At 40.2% G+C, this 17,171-nt stretch carries 18 protein-coding genes and 5 tRNA genes; 19 read left to right on the top strand and 4 right to left on the bottom strand.

Annotated elements, in window-relative coordinates; translation table 11 throughout:
* The first annotated feature begins 5 nt into the window (after positions 1-5).
* From PHV78_00735 to PHV78_00725, 3 genes are all read left to right on the top strand, one after another.
* Positions 6-851, top strand: coding sequence for a Wzz/FepE/Etk N-terminal domain-containing protein (locus tag PHV78_00735; GenBank protein ID MDD5395775.1), 846 nt, complete (start codon positions 6-8; stop codon positions 849-851).
* A gap of 18 nt (positions 852-869) precedes the next feature.
* Positions 870-1,421, top strand: a complete 552-nt coding sequence (locus tag PHV78_00730; GenBank protein MDD5395774.1) for a hypothetical protein — start codon at positions 870-872, stop codon at positions 1,419-1,421.
* An 824-nt stretch (positions 1,422-2,245) separates the two neighbouring features.
* The gene (locus tag PHV78_00725; protein MDD5395773.1) at positions 2,246-2,668 is read left to right on the top strand and encodes a hypothetical protein; all 423 of its coding nucleotides are present in this window, start codon (positions 2,246-2,248) and stop codon (positions 2,666-2,668) included.
* A 484-nt stretch (positions 2,669-3,152) separates the two neighbouring features.
* Here the strand turns inward: PHV78_00725 and PHV78_00720 are convergent, their stop codons facing one another.
* A complete protein-coding gene (locus PHV78_00720; protein ID MDD5395772.1) occupies positions 3,153-3,518 on the bottom strand; it encodes a hypothetical protein in 366 nt (121 codons plus the stop codon).
* Positions 3,519-3,709: 191 nt separating this feature from the next.
* On the opposite strand from PHV78_00720, the gene PHV78_00715 reads away from it, so the two are divergent.
* The 9 genes from PHV78_00715 to PHV78_00675 all read left to right on the top strand — a co-directional run bounded on the left by PHV78_00715 (position 3,710) and on the right by PHV78_00675 (position 8,302).
* A tRNA-Ala gene (locus tag PHV78_00715) sits at positions 3,710-3,782 on the top strand.
* Between the two features lie 217 nt (positions 3,783-3,999).
* Positions 4,000-4,070: transfer RNA gene (locus tag PHV78_00710), tRNA-Val, on the top strand.
* Positions 4,071-4,264: 194 nt separating this feature from the next.
* Positions 4,265-4,336 (top strand) — tRNA-Phe (locus PHV78_00705).
* An 18-nt stretch (positions 4,337-4,354) separates the two neighbouring features.
* Positions 4,355-4,633: a GIY-YIG nuclease family protein gene (locus tag PHV78_00700; protein MDD5395771.1), complete on the top strand. Its 279-nt coding sequence runs from the start codon at positions 4,355-4,357 to the stop codon at positions 4,631-4,633.
* Positions 4,634-4,805: 172 nt separating this feature from the next.
* Positions 4,806-5,333 carry a hypothetical protein gene (locus PHV78_00695; GenBank protein MDD5395770.1) on the top strand — a complete coding sequence of 176 codons (528 nt, stop codon included), beginning with the start codon at positions 4,806-4,808 and terminating at the stop codon, positions 5,331-5,333.
* Positions 5,330-6,004, top strand: a complete 675-nt coding sequence (locus tag PHV78_00690; GenBank protein MDD5395769.1) for a GAP family protein — start codon at positions 5,330-5,332, stop codon at positions 6,002-6,004. Before PHV78_00695 ends, PHV78_00690 begins: the two co-directional genes overlap by 4 nt.
* A gap of 3 nt (positions 6,005-6,007) precedes the next feature.
* The gene (locus PHV78_00685; GenBank protein ID MDD5395768.1) at positions 6,008-6,748 is read left to right on the top strand and encodes a (Fe-S)-binding protein; all 741 of its coding nucleotides are present in this window, start codon (positions 6,008-6,010) and stop codon (positions 6,746-6,748) included.
* A 9-nt stretch (positions 6,749-6,757) separates the two neighbouring features.
* Positions 6,758-7,054 carry a GIY-YIG nuclease family protein gene (locus PHV78_00680; GenBank protein ID MDD5395767.1) on the top strand — a complete coding sequence of 99 codons (297 nt, stop codon included), beginning with the start codon at positions 6,758-6,760 and terminating at the stop codon, positions 7,052-7,054.
* Positions 7,055-8,302 carry an LUD domain-containing protein gene (locus tag PHV78_00675; protein ID MDD5395766.1) on the top strand — a complete coding sequence of 416 codons (1,248 nt, stop codon included), beginning with the start codon at positions 7,055-7,057 and terminating at the stop codon, positions 8,300-8,302.
* Between the two features lie 76 nt (positions 8,303-8,378).
* Here PHV78_00675 and PHV78_00670 read toward each other — a convergent pair.
* From PHV78_00670 to PHV78_00660, 3 genes are all read right to left on the bottom strand, one after another.
* Positions 8,379-8,449 (bottom strand) — tRNA-Gly (locus tag PHV78_00670).
* Between the two features lie 8 nt (positions 8,450-8,457).
* Positions 8,458-8,534, bottom strand: a tRNA-Pro gene (locus tag PHV78_00665).
* Between the two features lie 64 nt (positions 8,535-8,598).
* On the bottom strand, positions 8,599-10,560 hold the full coding sequence (locus tag PHV78_00660; protein MDD5395765.1) for a SpoIID/LytB domain-containing protein: 1,962 nt from the start codon (positions 10,558-10,560) through the stop codon (positions 8,599-8,601).
* A 30-nt stretch (positions 10,561-10,590) separates the two neighbouring features.
* Here PHV78_00660 and PHV78_00655 point away from each other — a divergent pair, with 30 nt between their 5' ends.
* From PHV78_00655 to PHV78_00625, 7 genes are all read left to right on the top strand, one after another.
* On the top strand, positions 10,591-12,051 hold the full coding sequence (locus PHV78_00655) for a flippase (GenBank protein MDD5395764.1): 1,461 nt from the start codon (positions 10,591-10,593) through the stop codon (positions 12,049-12,051).
* An 11-nt stretch (positions 12,052-12,062) separates the two neighbouring features.
* Positions 12,063-12,443 carry a septum formation initiator family protein gene (locus tag PHV78_00650; protein ID MDD5395763.1) on the top strand — a complete coding sequence of 127 codons (381 nt, stop codon included), beginning with the start codon at positions 12,063-12,065 and terminating at the stop codon, positions 12,441-12,443.
* A gap of 5 nt (positions 12,444-12,448) precedes the next feature.
* The gene (locus PHV78_00645; GenBank protein MDD5395762.1) at positions 12,449-14,839 is read left to right on the top strand and encodes a lamin tail domain-containing protein; all 2,391 of its coding nucleotides are present in this window, start codon (positions 12,449-12,451) and stop codon (positions 14,837-14,839) included.
* Entirely contained in the window at positions 14,836-15,354 is a 519-nt protein-coding gene (locus PHV78_00640) for a phosphatase PAP2 family protein (GenBank protein ID MDD5395761.1), read from the top strand. The genes PHV78_00645 and PHV78_00640 overlap by 4 nt, the downstream gene beginning before the upstream one ends.
* Positions 15,355-15,449: 95 nt before the next feature.
* Entirely contained in the window at positions 15,450-16,076 is a 627-nt protein-coding gene (locus tag PHV78_00635; GenBank protein ID MDD5395760.1) for a fibrillarin-like rRNA/tRNA 2'-O-methyltransferase, read from the top strand.
* A gap of 4 nt (positions 16,077-16,080) precedes the next feature.
* The gene (locus PHV78_00630; protein MDD5395759.1) at positions 16,081-16,758 is read left to right on the top strand and encodes a peptidoglycan-binding domain-containing protein; all 678 of its coding nucleotides are present in this window, start codon (positions 16,081-16,083) and stop codon (positions 16,756-16,758) included.
* A 28-nt stretch (positions 16,759-16,786) separates the two neighbouring features.
* Positions 16,787-17,167: a pilin gene (locus PHV78_00625; GenBank protein MDD5395758.1), complete on the top strand. Its 381-nt coding sequence runs from the start codon at positions 16,787-16,789 to the stop codon at positions 17,165-17,167.
* The last annotated feature ends 4 nt before the right edge of the window (positions 17,168-17,171 follow it).

Raw genomic sequence — 17,171 nt, 5'->3', positions numbered from 1 at the left:
TTTTTATGGATAATCAACAAAATTCTCAAAAACCATATTATGACGAGGAGCTAGAAATTAATTTGAGCGACTATGCGCGTGTTGTTTGGCGACGCCGCAAAATCGTCTCGGCCATTTTTATAACCATTATTATTCTGGCCATTACAATCAGCTTTTTATTACCCAAAACTTATCAGGCTTCTTCGCTTATTGTGCCGGCAAAAATTTCCGGCAAAACAGTTGAATCTCTAAATAATGTTATTGAAGTTTTAAAACAAGAAGCAGTTTTAAGAGAGCTTTGCCGACAACTAAAAATACCAGAATCAAACTTTGGATATTTAGCTGGCACATTCAAAGTTTCGATTAGTGGCGATTCGTTGGAGGTAAAAGCTTATGATTCGACCCCACAAAGAACAAAACAAAAAATCGACGTAATCAATAAGTTTATTATTAACAGGGAAAACCTTATAGCTTCGCGTTTCAAGCCTAATTTAGAAGCGGAGATTGGTCTTTTACAGGAGGATTTGATTAAAAACGCTGATGCGATTGCCGATTTTGATGTTAAAATAAAAGCATTGGCCGGTACAACTTCTGAGGCGCAGGGCTATATTACGGCTAGCTATATTGAGGCGCGACAGGCGGCTAAGTTCAGATGGGAGGAATTGCAAAAGCAACTTTACAATAAACAAAGAGAATTAAATTATTTAAGTCAAGAATCAAGCATAGACATTCCTCCCGTTTTGCCAGCTTATCCAATTAAGCCGAATAAAAGATTAAATGTTACCGTGGCTGCAGTTTTTGGTTTTATTATTGCTATTTGCTACGCCTTTGTCGCCGAATCCATTTCCAAGAAAAAAACGATAAATTACTAGCGGTTTAATTTAAGATTTATGAATATAAAAAATAGTTGGCCGAAAATTATTATTTCCTGGTTAACCTGCCTTGTTGTTCGCTTAATCCCTCTGCGCGCGCCAAATTTAGAGCCAATTTTGGCCACTCAAATGCCATTAACAAAAAAATATGGCGCAATCGCTGGTTTTGTTTATGGATTTTTAAGTATAGTTTTATTTGATCTGATTGTCGGAAAAACAGGCATCTGGACCTTGATTACAGGCGTAGCCTATGGTTTGGTTGGTTTAGGTGCTTGGTGGTTTTTCAAAAATCGAGCCAGCAAGGTTATCAATTATGTCGGCTATTCGGTGATCGCAACGATTTTATATGATGCAGCGACCGGTTTAAGTATCGGTCCTTTATTTTTTCATCAATCATTTATGCAGTCGTTAACGGGGCAGATTCCTTTTACGGCCATGCATTTGGTTGGTAACATCGCCTTGGCAATTATTATTAGTCCGCTTTTGTATCGTTGGGTGGTAGTAAACGAAAATTTAGAGACAAAGGCTTTATGGCAAAGGGTTTTTCCAAAAAACAAAACTGTTTCATAATAATTTATTAATTATAATTAATAAATTATTTTAAGTAGAAGAGCGAGAAATTTTCTCGCTCTTTTGTGTTTGTTAGAAATTTGATCCGTAAAAGTTATCCACTATTTTCAGCTTCATTTTTAAAATAAAAGTATCATACTAAAAATATGGATGGAGGTTCTGTTGTCTTGCTCGGTGCCTAACCTGCTATATTCACTTTCGAGGAACCCGAACTCTCGCCAGCTTACCGAGAAAACTAACAGAACAAACAACAAGGGGATCCATTTTTTTCCGAGCACCTGCATCACCTGCAGCCACCGCCGAAAAGGGAGCAGAGACAGAGCAAGTCGCGCCTCCACTTGTTGTGCCAGCTGTATTCCCTTAAGGGAGCCAACACACCCTCACCGGTGTTGGCTCCCTCTCTTTAATTTTCAAAATTATTAATTTTCCCCACCAATAACTTTACAAATTTTATTAATCTGTTATTTTATAATCAATGCAATCTAGCATCGTTTGCCTCGCGGAGGAACGATGTCAGATGTCAGCCATGCGTGGTTGACCGCAGAGAGGCAGCTTTAACATCCTAAGCGCCACCTATCCCTGCGCGGGATGACCTTTGGTGGCATTCCCTCACAAAGGGAAGAAGGGAGTGCGTGATGAGGAAACTTCTCACGCTAGCTTGCTGCCTGGTACTGGTGTCGATGGTCGCGGCGTCACCTCCGAGGAGCGAGGTCGCGCTTAACACATCGAGCACTTCGTCATCGGCGTTCGAGAACGACGCGGGCAACCAGAACCAGGTCATCGTGTCCACATCGACGGCTGCGGCAGTGAACAGTCCCCCTTCCATGGACGTTCTCGCCGTCGCGATCAACATGAACCACGGGCCGGGCACCTCGACGATGGCAGCCAGGACCGTATTCATCCACAACAGCAGCGCATCCGCTTCAAACGAGCCATGTCTACTGGCGATGAGGTCCGATGTCGTCATCTGGCCGACGCAGGCCAACCTTAAGACCATCGCGACCAACCCGACGATCCAGATCCAGGCCGGCGCAACCAACCGAGAGCAAATGGCGAGCTGGGGCACGAACGCCGCATCTACACAGGCCATGATCGCACAGGAAGGTACGGGCTACTTGTGCCCGATTGTCGCCACTGGTCCGCTGTACACGGGCGTCGCCATGCTGGTCACCGACATCAAGGAAGCCGTCGCACTGAACAACCAGGGGTCCGGTCTGAACTCGACGAAGAACTACCGCATCACCTAGCGGCGCCGAGCGAGGACAGAAGGAGTTTCGCATTTCTTTGGAGGGATGTGAATCTCCGTTTCTACTAGGGCGGGAGCCGTCTCCCGCCCTCTTTTCTTTTTTAATTTTTATTTGTTAAAAATAAAAGACCCGGGTCTGACCCGGGTCTTTAGACGGTCGACGATGCAAGAGAGGTAAGTCTGGGGATTAGGCGGTTGCGCCTGGCAGCTTCTCTGATCACGAGCCATTGTCTGGGGACAGGGCAAAACGAATAATGTTCCCGGTGAAAATGATAGAGAGTTACTCGGGCCACTTCAGAGGAGGTGGCCTCAAGAATCTCCTGCATTCGGCACACCGGACATCGTCCTTCATACACTCGCATTTGCATCAAGCCTCCTTATAAATAAAATTTTATTCTTTGTGTAATTTTTGTCAATAAAAAAATAGAGCCCTCCGACTAGTGTCGGAGGGCCTGCACGGATAGACATATGCCTCCTTGGTTTATCTACGGCGGCGACAGTGCCGCTACCTGTTCTTTTTGTTCGGGCAGAGCAAAGGTGCCGCCCAGAAAGATGAGCCAGTAGCCGATTACGGCGACGATAAAGCTCGCCCAGAGCGATCGATTAACCTCAAACGGTTGACTGCGGAAGAAGAACGTCTGGGCCAGCACCCAAGCGAATGGCAGTATGGTGCCGATAATGGTCCAGGCTACGCCTTTAGGCGTTGCCTCGTTTGCATTGGGTGCGACCATCCAGACAATCGCGGTTATCAGGGCGAAGATGGTCACTTCTGAACCTAGGCACGAGTTGTCGAGACGACTGGTCGCCCCCGCAATTCCCCTGGCTAGCGCCCAGAGAGCTGCAACGAGCATAAGCACTAAGAGCGCGCGGATTACTTTGTTTGACAAGATTACCTCTCGTTTGGTTGTTAACAATTAATTTATCATATTTTTTCATTTTTGTCAATCCCTCTGTCAAAAACTAAGACGGTCAATGCTAAGATAAAGCAGATAAATTCTTGACAAAATTTTATAAATTTGCTATATTTTTTATATTGATAGTCGGGCCGTTAGCTCAGTTGGTAGAGCTCCCCCTTTGCAAGGCGGAGGTCATGCGTTCAATTCGCATACGGCCCCTTTTGCCTCGTATCTCTCCGACGTTGCAGTCGGAGTCCCGACTTCTCTAGAACGTCAGGGCCCAAACTCACGTTTGAGAGATCTTCCCGAGGTTAATCATGGAGTGTGACCGCGGGTTCCCAGCCCCCTAGGCATGAGAACCTCCTTGGGGCGGGGCGCGTTCTGCGCCCCGTTTTTCTTGAGAAAAAAGAAAAAAATGGTATAATTAATCATACAAGGGCGACTAGTTTAATGGCAAAACATTTCCTTTACACGGAAGAAAACAAGGTTCGATTCCTTGGTCGCCCATTTAGGCCAGGGGTTCTCCGCCAGTTGGCGGATTGGTCGCCCATTTAGGCCAGGGGTTCTCCGCCAGTTGGCGGAACCCTCAGTGCCCACCAAAGATAATTGACTAAATTATTTAAATCTTTATAATAATTTTATTGTTTGCCGGGGTATTATTTTTCTTTTTATTATTTAAAATTTGCTATTGTCGGGGATTTGCCGGGGTAGCTCAGCGGTAGAGCGAAGGACTGAAAATCCTTGCGTCGACAGTTCAACTCTGTCCCCCGGCAATAGCAAATTTTTTATTTATGAATTGCGCTGTTTATTTAATTCGAAGTATAAAAAATAAACAATTTTATACGGGTATTTCCACAAATCCAACACGAAGACTTTTTGAGCATAATTCGGGTAAATCAAAAATTACAAATAAGCATAAACCATGGGAATTGGTTTATGTTAAAGTTTATTCTGGTTATCAGGATGCTCGTAAACATGAACGTTGGCTTAAAAAGAAAAATGTGATTTATAAAAATAGATTAATTGGGACAGCTCAGCTTGCCCCGCCCGTAAGGGGCGGGGTGAAGTAGAGCGAAGACTGAAAATTTTATCTGTACTGAGGATTGTCGATAGTTCAATTTACCCCGTAGATCACCGAAGGTGATTCTGCGGGGCTCTGTCCCCCGGCACCAAATAATGGGCGGTTTTTGGACCGCTTGTTATTTTAGTAGACATCTTTTTTATAACCATTATAATGATCATATGAAAAACAAAATCTTCCTTATAATTTTAGCGCTGATATTTTTAGGCGGTTTTTTTTCTGCTCCCAAGGCCTTAGCGCAAAACAAACCCATTGAATTATATTTTTTCCGCGGTGAAGGTTGCCCGCATTGCGTTCAAGCCGAGGCTTTTTTTAGCGATTTAGTCAAAGAACATCCGCAAGTGCAGATAAAACCTTTTGAAGTTTACTATAACAATGATAATCGAAAATTATATTTTGCCTTCGCCAAAGCCTATAATTTAGATTTATCTAATTTGGTCGTCCCGGTTATTTTTCTTAATGACAAGGCCTGGGTTGGTTATGACGATAACGTTAAAAATCAAATTACCAACGAGGTTTTGCGTTGCGCCAATCAGACTTGTTCTTCGCCACAGGATAAAGTTTTAGCCGATCAAAACAATCAGTCAGAGGGAACCGCCAAACAAGCCATTATTGGTTGGGCAATAATAATTTTGGTTTTGGCAATTATTGTTTTCGCGGTCATCAAATTGTTTAAAAGAAAAAAATGAATTTACAAATTTTAAACATTCCTACGGTTGTTGGCGCGGCGGCCATAGACTCGATTAATCCTTGCGCTTTTGCTGTTTTAATTTTTTTATTGAGCTATTTGACGCTGATCGGTTCACCTCGGCGAACCTTTCGAATTGGCCTGATTTATATTTTGACGGTTTTCGTAGTTTATTTTTTAGCCGGCCTAGGCATTTTACAAATTTTTACCACCTTTAAAATCGGTTCATTGATTACCAAAGTCGCCGCTGGTCTTTTGATTTTGATGGGCCTGGTTAATTTAAAAGATTTTTTTTGGTATGGACGGGGCTTTACTCTGGCCATTCCCAAATCAAAGAAACCAATTATAGAAAAATATATTCATCAAGCCTCGATTCCCGGCGCTGTTATTTTGGGGTTTTTGGTTTCAGCCTTTGAGCTACCTTGTACTGGCGGAATTTATCTCGGCGTTTTGTGTCTTTTGGCGGAATCATGCAGTCGGGGCAAGGGAGTTTTGTATTTGTTGTTGTATAATTTTGTTTTTATTTTGCCGTTATTATTAATACTTCTTTTAGTTAATTTTGGCTTATCTTCAGAGAAGCTGGAAGTATGGCGGCAAAAAAATCGCCACTGGATGAAGCTGGCGGCCGGGCTATTTTTGGTTGGCTTGGCGATCTTATTACTATTAGCCTAAAAAATGACTTCTTTTTTATCAAAAATTTTTAGCGGACAAAACACCCTTTATTATCCTGGGTGTTTAACTAAATTTGTCGGTAAGGACTTATTAGAAAATTACCGACGGATTTTGCGCCAGGCTAAAATAGATTTTATTGAACTTTCTTCTATGGAAGTTTGCTGCGGCTCGCCCGCCCTAAAAGCAGGCTACCAAAAAAATTTCAAAGAATTGGCTGAGAAAAATTTAAAAATTTTCAAGGACCATGGCATTAAAAAGATTATTACCAACTGCCCGGCCTGTTTTATGATTTTTAAAAAAGAATACCCGATCATCCTCGGAGAAAAATGGGATATCGAGATAGAGCATATTAGCGAAACTATAGAGCGGGCAATTCGAGATGAAAAATTTAAGATTAAATCCGTAAGCTCTGGAATGATTACTTATCATGATCCTTGTCATTTGGGTCGGCAAATGGGAGTTTACGAGGCGCCGCGTCAAGTTTTGCAAAAATTAGGCTATGAAATAAAAGAAATGACGTTAAATCGTCAAGAATCTTATTGCTGCGGCGGCGGAGGCGGAGTAAAGTCCAATGAGCCGGGATTGGCCAATCAAATCGCCAAAGACAGAATCAATCAGGCCAAGCAAACCGGCGCGCCAATTTTGGTTACCAGCTGCCCTTTGTGTTATATGAATTTAAAAGAAAATTCTCAAGGTCTAGAAGTAAAAGAATTAAGCCAATTATTTACCCGCCAAAATTTTTGAGTTTAAAATATGTATTATGTCTATGTTTTACAGAGCAAGAAGGATGGCCTACTATATCTTGGTTGTACCAATAATCTAAAACAGCGCCTATTACTGCACAATACAGGCAGAGTTTATGCAACAAAAAAACGTGCTCCTTTTAAGTTAATTTATTATGAAGCGTTTATTAATAAGCACGATGCTTTTTGTAGAGAACAATGGCTTAAAACTGGTTGGGGTCGCAATCAGTTAAAAAATATTTTAAAAAGTTTTTTTGCGTCTTTAACTCCCAAAGAGGCCTTAAAGACAAAAATTTTAGGCAGGTAAATGTCTAAAAATTTATTACCACCGGAAATAAAAGAAAACATTTGGCAGGTTGTTTTAGAATATCGCCAAAAACGCGAGAAGGCTTTGAGTTCTCAAGAGCGAGATGAATTGGCAAAAAAAATTCGCCACATGAAAAGAGATGTTTTTACCAACTTAGAGGTGATAAAAAAACAGACCATCGCTAATTTAGAAAAAAATAAAATTAAAGTCATTGAAGTTAAAGATGACGTCGAAGCTAGAAATATTTTAAGCGGATTATGCCAAGACGATCGTTTAATTTTAAAATCAAAATCAAATATCGCCGATGAAATTGACGTTGCTCAGGCTTTTTCCGACAAAGAATTAGTGGAGACCGATTTGGGCGACTGGATAAATCATTTACTGGGCGAAGAAGATTTACATCCGGTTATTCCGGCCCTTCACGTTGCGCCGCAAAGAATTGTTGACAAGATTTATCAAAAATTTGGCCGTAAAATAGAGGTTACGCCAGAGGCTATCGCCGCTTTTGCCCGAGAAAAAATTCACCAAAAAATTATTGAAGCTACCGTCGGCATTACTGGCGCTAACGCCATTACTAGCGACGGAAAAATAGTTCTATTGGAAAATGAGGGTAATGTTTCTTTGGTTTCGCGCTGGCCGACTAAACATATTATTATTTCTAGCGTTGAAAAGTTAGTGCCTGATCTTGAGGCGGCCATGCAAATTGTTAAGGCTTCCGCGGTTTGGGGTACGGGTCAGGATTGGCCGACTTACGTTTCGATAATTTCTGGTCCATCCAAAACCGGCGATGTGCAGAATAAATTGGTCATCGGCGCCCAGGGTCCAAAACAGGTTTATTTAATTTTAGTTGATAATGGTCGTTCGCGATTGATGCAAGAGGGCTTTGTAGAATTGCTATATTGTTTAAACTGCGGCGCTTGTCTTAATTTCTGTCCAGCCTTTCACAACCTAGGACGGCAATATGGTGACAAATATCTGGGTAGTAAAGGAATTATTTTTGCCGCTTTATCACGCGGGTTATCCGAGGCAAAAAAGGCCAATGCCTATTCCTGCACCTTATGCTCATCGTGTTTTATAAATTGTCCGGTGATTGATTTACCCGAACTGATGAAAAAAGTCAGGCAAAAATTAAATGGTGCAGCCCTATCGACTGAAGAAAATAAAAAAATGATTGCCAATCTAGAAAAATATGGCAATCCGTTTGGCGAAATTGGTGACCAACCGCCTGGTAGTTTATTCTGTTGCTAAAAATTATTTTTATATAATAAAAAAGCGAGCCATCTTGGCCCGTTTTTTGTTTTTGCTTTTTATTCTGTTTTATATAAGCGGGTAAGGGGAGTCGAACCCCTCTCATCAGCTTGGAAAGCTGAGGTAATGCCGCTATACGATACCCGCATGTTAATTGGTCGGGGTGGTGGGATTCGCACCCACGGTCTTCTGCTCCCAAAGCAGACGCCTTAGACTACTGGGCCACACCCCGTTATATAAAAAAAGAAATATTGGATTTCAATATTGTATCAAATTTCCCCCAGTAAATCAAGAGGTTATGGATAGAGCTTTTTAATTTGAATGCCTTGATAATAATATTTTAAAATTTGGGCAAAATTTGCTCCTTGTTGAGCTGCCACCTTGCCGCCTACTTGCGGTAGTCCTACGCCGTGTCCTTTTAGGGTTAGGCCCTCGCCTGGCGGATCAATGACGCCTTTTAAATAGTCAACTGGTGCCCGCGTCATGCCAGCCGAAACCGAATCGCGGGTTCGTCCGTTAGTTTGGGCAAAATAATAAGCCAAGATAGGATCGTTATTATAAGTAGCAATCATGGCGCGCGTGTCAGAGGCGGCTTGAACGATGTTTGGATTGCGCAATTCTCCCTGATAGCCGCGATAAACCTGATCGGCTTGCGTAGAGCGCACGGTAAAAATCGGATCATCATCGGCCGATGGCGAATTAGTATATTTTGGATTGATGTATCTAAAGAGCGCATAGGTTCGCGCGGCAATTATTTGTGCTTTTAACATTTCAGTGGGCCAAGTGTCCCAAATTTCGCTGTTGCCGCGCAAATATTCTTCCATGCCGATTTCGTTAATTAGCCAAAATCTTTCCGTATTCGGATTATACTCAACAATTAGATTGCCGCGATAGTCATTGTCATTGACATTCATGCCCCAGAACGGGCCATTTTTCCATGAAGAGATTTCAAAAATAGTTTCGGGTTCTCTAGCGACAAAATGAAGCGGCGAATCGGTTAAGAATAATCTAACGCCATTTGAATCAACAAATGTTTTATTTAATATAAAATCAAAATCAACAGTCAAGGTGTCTCCAGTTGTGGCCATAGTCAATAAATTATTATTATCGTCTCTAAGTTCGTATGGCTTGTTATTAAGCGTATGAATTTTAAACGGCAAATTCGCTTGAGAGTCAGCGGTTTGATAAAGTAAGCCAACTTTTATGATCGGCTCTTGCTCAAAGCGAAAATCGCTTGTAGCGCTTGTGTCGGCACTAATAGCTTGCCACCAAACTTCCGGCTGAGGGATTGGGCTTATTGTTGGCACAGGAGCGATTAATTTAGGATAACATGACTCGGCTGTATTGGTTAAAATGGATAGTCTCGAATTGGTAGATTGATAGACAAATTTTAAATAACCACAAAAGTTATAAGAAGAACCAGCTGTTAATTTCAATTGATCAGTCCCATTAGTTGGGACAAATTCAATGGATTGGTCAGTCATTAAGATTCGTTGTCCGTTTTGGTCATTGATAAAATATTTTTTTAGCGAAAAATTATAATCGACCTGGAAGCGCGAACCGAGCTTATTAACATCAACAGCTTGTCCGTTAAACTTAACCTGATAACCAGAAGAAATATTTGGTTCGACGGTGATAGGCAGGTTGGTTTTTTGTTGTTCGGTTATTTGTAAAACCTCGTTTAAGCCGTTCATGGTCGTGGACTGGCTCGGTGCGCTATTATTAGTAGTTGAAGGAGCCTTGCCGCCAGTTATGGTGATTGTAAAAGTAGCCGTGCTGCCACTGATAGTCGTTGAGCCGGCGATTAGTGATAAGTTAAATGGATAAGTGCCGTTGGTTTTGGGCGTGATAATGGGAACATCAAACCAAATACTTTGCCCTGGGCCAACTTTTGGATAATAAAGTTTGGTTGGATAGGTTGATGATATCCACTGTGAATGGACAAAGCTTTTACCGGTGGAATCGGTTTTCAATTTAACAGCGCTGGTGCCAGAGTTAAGCCAACTCGCAGTGCCATTATTAATGTAGTTAATTCTTAATTTGGCCACAATACCGGCCTTTAGGGTTATTTTTTGTTTTGGCGAATAAACTACGATGCCGGCTCTATAAGAAGCAGCTTGAACCAAATTTAAATTAACAAAAAATATTTGACCAATAAAAACAAGAGCGATTAATATCGTTCTCGAGCACTTCCTCCAGTAATTTTTCTTTTGGCAAATCATCTTTTTATAATTTAACAAACCAGAGAAGATTGTCAAATCATTTATTTGCTGATAGGATAATTTTATATGACTTCTCTAACAAAGCAAGTAGCCAAGCACACAATTATCCAGGTTGCCGGAAGATTTTTGAGTTTGCTTTTGGGAATTTTTGTAATTTCCTTGATATTGAGATATTTGGGGCCGGAGCAATATGGCTATTATTCGATTAGCATTGCATATTTACAAATGTTTGGCATTGTTGTTGATTTTGGACTTTATCTAATTACCCTGAAATATATGGGTGAAATAGACGCTGAATTGTCACTGTCTGAATCAGAGAGAAAAAATAAAAGCGATTTTATTCTACAAAATATTTTTACCTTAAGATTTTTTTCGGCCATATTTTTTTATGGATTGGCCTGCTTGGTTTCCTTGTTCTTCTCTTATCCCCTGGCAGTTAAAATAGGTGTTGCTATTTTAAGTCTTTCCTTATTTTTTTCGACATTAATTCAACTTTTAGCGGCTATTTATCAGAAAAATTTCGATACGAGTAAAATAATCATTGGTGAATTAATCGGTCGGGTGATTTGTCTGGGACTAATCATAATATTTGCGGTTTTAAATTTAGGTTTTTATTATATTTTATCTGCGTTTATTTTCAGTAGCGCGGCCAACTTTTTGTTTTTACTATTTAAAACTCGCCGTTATTTTAAATTAAAATTTAGTTTCGATTTTTCACTCTGGAAAAATATTCTTATACAAGCCTGGCCAGTTGGTCTCGGTATAATTTTAAATACGATTTATTTTAAAGCCGATACTTTAATCTTGTCCGCCTATCGTTCGGCAACAGAGGTTGGTCTTTATGGCGCTTGCTATAGAGTTTTTGAAGTTTTAATAACCTTTCCGCCGCTTTTTTTAGGATTAGTTTTTGCGCAAGTTTCTCGAGCCTGGACAGAAGGTAATACGGAGCGATTTAAATATTTGTTGCAAAAAAGCTTTGATTTTTTAATTGCAATCAGTTTACCTACCGTGCTATTTGTTCTATTCTTGGGGCCTCGAATTATGAAATTGGTTGGCGGACAAGAATTTGTCGAATCAGGAAAGATTTTACGTGTGATTATTGTGGCTACGGGGATTTTGTTTATGGCTGAACTTTTCAAGCAAACAATAGTTAATTTAAACCAACAAAAAAATATTTTAAAATTTTATTTATTCACGGCTATATTTTCTTTGACAGGTTATTTTATTTTTATTCCTCGCTACTCTTATTGGGGCGCGGCTGGCGTAACCGTAGCCACGGAGTTTTTGATGTTTATTTTACTTGTGCACGTGATTCGACGAGCTAGCGGTTTTAGTCCTAATTTAAGGTTTTTTTCCAAGGCCCTGCTAGCCGGCCTGGGGATGGTGGCGATTTTAGCAATTTTTTATCACTTAAATTTATTTATATTAACCGGCTTAGCTTGGCTGATTTATCTTATTTGTTTATACTATTTAAAGGGCTTTGATCGACAGGTTTGGCGCAGTCTTTTTAATAAAAAAGAGCAGTAAAATTATTATATATGAAGGACAGAAAAAATAACGGACTAAAAATGTTTTTTTCTTCTACGAACCTTACTATTCTTTTGGCCGTTATTTTCATTTTTTGTTTAATAGCCCTGGGCAAGCAGACGATAAAATTTTTATCCATCAGGTCTCAAATAAGAGATTTAGAAAAGAATATCGTGGCCTTGGAAGAAAAAAACGGCCAGCTAAATAATTTATTAATGCAGGCTAATACGGACTTCTATAAGGAAAGAGAGGCTCGTCTCAAATTCGGCCTGCAGAGGCCGGATGAAAAAGTGGCTATAATTATTCCCGAGAAAGATAAAAATTCTCAAATAGATAAAAAACAATTTCAGCAAATTAATCCAATCAATTGGTGGGACTATTTCTTTAGATAGATTTTATGCCCAAGTCCAGCATAGCGTTTAGGATTGTTTTAACCGGAGTCTTTTTGTGCTCCGGCTTTTTTTATTTTAATTTTGCTAAAGCTGACTGGTCAAATCATTTGGTTATTAGCGAAACACAGATTACCGGAGATCAAACCACTAATGATTTTATAGAAGTATATAATCCCACCGAATCGGCGGTTGATGTCGGAGGGTGGAAATTACATAAACGAACCCAATCAGGCGCAGAATATTCTATAAAAGTATTTTCTAGCGGTAAATCTATCCCAGCTCATGGGCATTTTCTTTGGGCTAATTCGGAAGATGGTTATGGTCAGGGCCTTGCTGCCGATGAGACAAGTACTGCCTCCATCGCCAATAATAATAGTATTGGTTTATTGGACGACACCGATGTTTTAATCGATGCTTTAATTTGGGGAACCAGGCATATTAATCCTTTCTTTGAGGGCGAGACAAGCTCAACTCCGGCTAATCCCGGAGTTAGCCAAAGTTTAGAGAGAAAACCTGGCGCGTCCGATGGCAACGGAGAAGATACTGATAATAATTTTAATGATTTTTTCTTACAAACCACGCCCAATCCGCAGAATTCACAAGCTTCTTCCACGCCGCCCATTGTCGGACCAGTTTGCGGCAATGACGTTTGCGAATCAGGAGAAAACCAGATGAATTGTTCGGCTGATTGCGGTATGCCGCCTTCCGGGGGCGGTGGCGGAAGTGCGCCATACGAAATTAAATCGGGAGACATTTTGATCAGTGAAATTTTTCCTGAACCGGATTTGACTAAAAACGAAAAAGAATGGACGGAGTTTTATAATTCAACCAACCAAGTAATAGATTTAAATAATTGGACCATTGAAGACAATACTGCTAAACTAAAAATTTTGTCGAACATTATTTTATCTCCTCAACAATATAAGGTTTTGGATAGCGGTGATTTTACTTTTACTTTAAATAATAGCGGTGACGTTTTAATTTTAAAGAACGGATCAACAATTATCGATAAAATTACTTACGGTGATTTTGAAGATGGGAATCTGGACGACAATGCGCTGCGGCCCGGCAAAAGCAAATCTATCGGACGACAAAACGGTATTGATACTAATAACGATAAAAACGATTTTTATTTTAGTTTGATTCCAACCCCGGGCCAGGCAAATAATTTAGATCTTTCCGCCAGTGAGGAAAACGGGCAGTCCGCAAGTCTAACGTCGTCAATTTTTATTTCTGAGTTTTTGCCCAATCCTAAAGACGCTGCCGAAAATGAGTGGGTGGAATTGTTTAATCCAAGCTTAACAGAAGTTGATTTGAGTAATTGGCAATTAGACGATAGCGAAGGAGGCAGCCGCGCTTATATTGTTACCAGCGGCATTAAAATTTCCCCGCAAAATTATTTAGTTTTAGGTCGCCAGCAAACTAAACTAATTCTTAATAATACTTTTGATTCGGTTCGCCTCATTCGTCCCGATAAAACCATTCAAGAACAAATCGACTATAAAGATTCGCCCAAGGGAGCCAGTTATGCTAAAAATATTTTTGGCACCTGGGCTTACACAAATAATCCTACGCCGGGATTGGCTAATGTTTTTAGTTCGGATGAAGAAAGAGAAGAAAATGATGATAATTTTAAGCAAACCGGCGGTGATTCTGATTATAAGCCCATTGAATTATTTGATTTAAGCGATTTATCGGAAAATGATAAGATTATTTTTCAAGGCGTAGTTGTCGCGCCGCCAAATATGTTCGCCAAAACATATTTTTATTTAAATGGTTTGCAGGTTTATTGTTCGCGATGCGATTTTCCGCCGTTAGAAATTGGCGACTTAGTTGAAGTTAAGGGTTTGTTGTCTTCTGTTTTATCACAACATCGCATAAAAATAAAACAGCCCGAAGATTTAGTTATAGTTTCCGTTAGGCAGCCGGCAGAAGTAAAATCGACGACCATTAGCGATTTAAATGAAGATTTGATTGGTAGTTTAGTAAAAATTCAAGGGCAATTAATTGATAAACAAGGTAATAAGTTTTTTATAGACGACGGCAACGACGAAGTGGTTGTTTCTATTTCTAATAAAATAGACATCGATAAAAAAATATTTAAAGAAGGTCAAGAAGTTATAGCACAAGGAATTTTATTGCCCGATCAGATCGGTTGGAAAATTTTACCGCGATTTAATAGTGATTTAATTATTCAAAATAATTCTGTGATGGAGACGGTTGAAGCAGATGAACCTTTAGGGAAAAATGCTGAAATAAATAATTTATCTTCTTCAATTGGCAATCTTTGGCTAAAATTAACCAACGGCCAGGCGACGAAGTATTTAATTTTTATCGCCGCGACCTTGGCCTTGTTTTTATTTGGTTTATTCTTAAAATTAAAAAAGGCCTTATGACTTTAGATTATTACATCTTTAATTTTTTAAACGGTTTAGCTGGGCATTCTTTATGGCTGGACGGTTTGATTATTTTTTTCGCTGATTTCTTGATTGCTTTTCTGCCGATGATCGCCGTTTTGTCCTATTTTTTAGTGCCTCGAGCGAGAAAGGTAAGATATGGTCGGGCCTTATTAAGTTTGATTCTAAGTTTAGCCTTGGCAGAATTAGTTTATTTATTAATCGGTTTATTTTATCACCGCCACCGCCCGTTTTTGGTTTATAGAATCTCTGATCAGCTAATCAACATCACCAGCTCTCAGTCATTTCCCTCTAACCATACTATTTTAGGATTTGTTTTTTCGCTTAACTTTTGGCGAGTTAACAGAATTTTGGGAATAATTTTTGTAATTTCGGCCCTTATTATTGGTCTGGCTCGCGTGGTTGGGGGCGTGCATTATCCTTCTGATGTGTTGGGCGGAATCTTAATAGCCCTCTTTTCCACTTGGCTAATTAAAGAAATTATGCAAAAATAAGGGGTATTAAACCCTGTCTACTGTCGGGTAGGTCTCTCATTAATTGCCTCGCTTAACGCAAGTCGAAGCGGGCCAACTCCACTAGCAATAAAGTTATGGATTTAGCTGAACAATTAATACAATCAGATATTCTTAAAACTTCGATTATTATCGAGGCTTTTAAAAGGATAAAACGTTCCGATTTTATTTTATCCTTGAATCGGGGCGTGGCTGATTTAGACGTGCCACAGGAAATTGGTTATGGCCAAACTAATTCCCAGCCCTCAACAGTAGCCTTTATGTTGGAGCTTTGCCAACCTAAAAGGGGAGACAGGGTCTTAGACATTGGCTCTGGATCGGGTTGGACTACAGCTTTATTTTCAGAAATCGTCGGACCAGAGGGTAAGATTTATGGCCTAGAAAGGATTAATGAACTTAAAGAATTTGGCGAGCAGAATGCAGAAAAATATAAATTTGTTTCCAGCGGTCGAGCTGTTTTTATGACTGCCGATGGCTCGAAAGGCTTGCCCGAATTCGCACCCTATGATATTATCCATGTGGGCGCAGCCTCCGCTGAATTGCCAAAACAACTTTTTTCACAAATAAGAATTGGCGGCCGTATTGTCGTGCCGGTTGGCATAGACAGACAAGAGATATATATAATTGAACGAAAAACACAAACCGACTATCAAACTAAAAAATTTCCCGGTTTTATTTTCGTGCCGTTAATAGAAGAAAGGTAAAATTATGTTTAATAAACAAAAAACATTTATTGTTTTGATGGCGATAATTTTAGTGGTGGGTGGCCTATTTTTTATTTTAAAAACCACTCAGGCCCAATCGATTAATCTTTGGTCTGGAATAGAAGATTGTCGCGATAACGGCGAATGTACCCTAACTAGCGCTGAGCGATTTGCCATCAATATTGCCTCTATTATTTTAAAATTTTTGGGCGTAGCCGCTTTGGTGGTTTTTATTTATGGCGGGATACTTTGGATGACTTCGGCTGGCAATGCGCAAAAAGTTTCTGACGGTAAAAATGCCATTATCGGCGCCGTCATCGGCATTGTGATAGTGCTTTCTGCCTATGTAATCGTCTTCAATTTTATGAAAATTTTAGGTGTGGACGAAGAATATTCGCTTCAACAACCAAAATGTTTTGAAAAATGGAATGAATGCCCAGTGGTTGATAGCGGCGTTTGGGACGTGCCCTGTAAAAGCACGGCCGTTCGCAACGTTCAGCAGAAATTAACCACCTTTAAATGCGGAGAACCGATTATTGATGGCTGTTTTGGCGATCAAACCAAAGCAGCGCTAAAGGCCTTTCAAGAAAAAAACACCAGCTGTAATCGCCAGGATGGCAAAATGGATAAAACTACCAACACTGTTTTATTCGGTGATACAGCTCAGCCATGCGGTAATTAAATTTAATACTTGATTCATTATAATTTTTATGAAGAATTGGCAAAAAATAGTTTTATCATTTAGCTTAATTATCATTTTGTCTTTGACGGGCATTCCCGTTTTCGCCGAGGCCGCTAGTTGTACAGCTGGTCCAGGGGAATTGCCCAACCCTTTATGCACGACTGATTTATCGCTTATTATTGGCAGAATTATTCGCGGCGTTTTAAATGTTTTGGGAATTTTGGCCTTGGTGATGTTTATCTGGGGTGGTATTCAATGGATGACCTCCGGCGGCAGTGAAGATAAAATCAGAAGTGGGCGCGATACTATGGTTTGGGCGGCCTTGGGTCTGGCCTTGATTTTTGCCAGTTATTCGATTCTTAACTTTGTCTTTAGTATTATTTTCCGATCAGTCAGTCCAGTCCCCTAATTTA

This window comes from Patescibacteria group bacterium, assembly GCA_028715115.1.
Classification (GTDB): domain Bacteria; phylum Patescibacteriota; class Patescibacteriia; order UBA2591; family UBA4787; genus JAQUSN01.
Note: the sequence above shows the minus strand (reverse complement) of the source record. Positions and strands in the feature narration are given on the sequence as shown.

Coding starts and splice junctions, on each gene's coding strand:
- PHV78_00735 (MDD5395775.1), top strand. CDS start 6: ATGGATAATCAACAAAATTCTCAAAAACCATATTATGACGAGGAGCTA.
- PHV78_00730 (MDD5395774.1), top strand. CDS start 870: ATGAATATAAAAAATAGTTGGCCGAAAATTATTATTTCCTGGTTAACC.
- PHV78_00725 (MDD5395773.1), top strand. CDS start 2,246: ATGGACGTTCTCGCCGTCGCGATCAACATGAACCACGGGCCGGGCACC.
- PHV78_00720 (MDD5395772.1), bottom strand. CDS start 3,518: ATGCTCGTTGCAGCTCTCTGGGCGCTAGCCAGGGGAATTGCGGGGGCG.
- PHV78_00700 (MDD5395771.1), top strand. CDS start 4,355: ATGAATTGCGCTGTTTATTTAATTCGAAGTATAAAAAATAAACAATTT.
- PHV78_00695 (MDD5395770.1), top strand. CDS start 4,806: ATGAAAAACAAAATCTTCCTTATAATTTTAGCGCTGATATTTTTAGGC.
- PHV78_00690 (MDD5395769.1), top strand. CDS start 5,330: ATGAATTTACAAATTTTAAACATTCCTACGGTTGTTGGCGCGGCGGCC.
- PHV78_00685 (MDD5395768.1), top strand. CDS start 6,008: ATGACTTCTTTTTTATCAAAAATTTTTAGCGGACAAAACACCCTTTAT.
- PHV78_00680 (MDD5395767.1), top strand. CDS start 6,758: ATGTATTATGTCTATGTTTTACAGAGCAAGAAGGATGGCCTACTATAT.
- PHV78_00675 (MDD5395766.1), top strand. CDS start 7,055: ATGTCTAAAAATTTATTACCACCGGAAATAAAAGAAAACATTTGGCAG.
- PHV78_00655 (MDD5395764.1), top strand. CDS start 10,591: ATGACTTCTCTAACAAAGCAAGTAGCCAAGCACACAATTATCCAGGTT.
- PHV78_00650 (MDD5395763.1), top strand. CDS start 12,063: ATGAAGGACAGAAAAAATAACGGACTAAAAATGTTTTTTTCTTCTACG.
- PHV78_00645 (MDD5395762.1), top strand. CDS start 12,449: ATGCCCAAGTCCAGCATAGCGTTTAGGATTGTTTTAACCGGAGTCTTT.
- PHV78_00640 (MDD5395761.1), top strand. CDS start 14,836: ATGACTTTAGATTATTACATCTTTAATTTTTTAAACGGTTTAGCTGGG.
- PHV78_00635 (MDD5395760.1), top strand. CDS start 15,450: ATGGATTTAGCTGAACAATTAATACAATCAGATATTCTTAAAACTTCG.
- PHV78_00630 (MDD5395759.1), top strand. CDS start 16,081: ATGTTTAATAAACAAAAAACATTTATTGTTTTGATGGCGATAATTTTA.
- PHV78_00625 (MDD5395758.1), top strand. CDS start 16,787: ATGAAGAATTGGCAAAAAATAGTTTTATCATTTAGCTTAATTATCATT.